Origin of the sequence: Cyclobacterium qasimii M12-11B, assembly GCF_000427295.1 — a bacterium.
GTDB lineage: Bacteria > Bacteroidota > Bacteroidia > Cytophagales > Cyclobacteriaceae > Cyclobacterium > Cyclobacterium qasimii.
In genome coordinates this window covers 1-763 of the sequence record NZ_ATNM01000043.1, presented here as the reverse complement: position 1 = coordinate 763, position 763 = coordinate 1, and the positions used below count along the sequence as shown (strand labels likewise).

The 763-nt window shown below is 31.8% G+C and carries 1 protein-coding gene; it reads left to right on the top strand.

The features are described 5' to 3' along the window. Window positions 1–208 (top strand): hypothetical protein (locus tag ADICYQ_RS27355; RefSeq protein ID WP_040414519.1); only part of this gene is annotated, 208 nt, incomplete at its 5' end. Window positions 209–763: the final 555 nt, after the last annotated feature.

Here is a 763-nt window from a genome sequence, read left to right as displayed (position 1 = left end):
AAGAACCACTCAAAATGATGTTGTGTCTGGTACAACAGGAGATGTTCTTACAGAAGGAGAAGCCGTTAATTCTATTGGTGACATTGATTTAGGAGTCAGCTATGGTATTTTAAATAAGAATTCTTGGGCCTTATCTGCTACATTTACATTAGGACTTCCAACAGGTAAAAGTGAAGGAGGCTCTGACGGTAGTTTTTCAAACAGGTGATGGAGAATTTAATCAACTATTACAACTTAACTTAGGTAAATCATTCAGCGTTTATAACCAATCGTTTTATGGTAAAGCGTATTAGGTTTTAACAATAGAACGAATGATTTTTCAGATCAAATTACAACAGGAATAGAGTTTGGAACACAACTAATTAAAATAAATTTTGGTTAATTGGAAGGTTAAACACAATTCAATCCCTGCATAACGGAAGTCTAAATGCACAGAATTCTCAGGGCAGTATATTCGCCAATAATATTGAATATGTAGGTATTGGAGGGGAAGCCTCTTATTATATAACTAGAAAATTAGGAGTCTCATTAAATTATAGTTCACTTTTAAGTGGAAAAATTATTGCCGCAAATCCATCATTTAGAGCTGGCGTATTTTTAGACATCAAATAGAAAACACGTCAAACTAACATTAGAGTATCCCTTTTAATTATGCCAAAAGTGTCGTTATTATTTTGAATACATAAAGCTAGTAATAAATGCTATTTTGAAAAACATACTATAAACCCCTTCATCAAATCTTGATTTTGATTAATAATCAAAT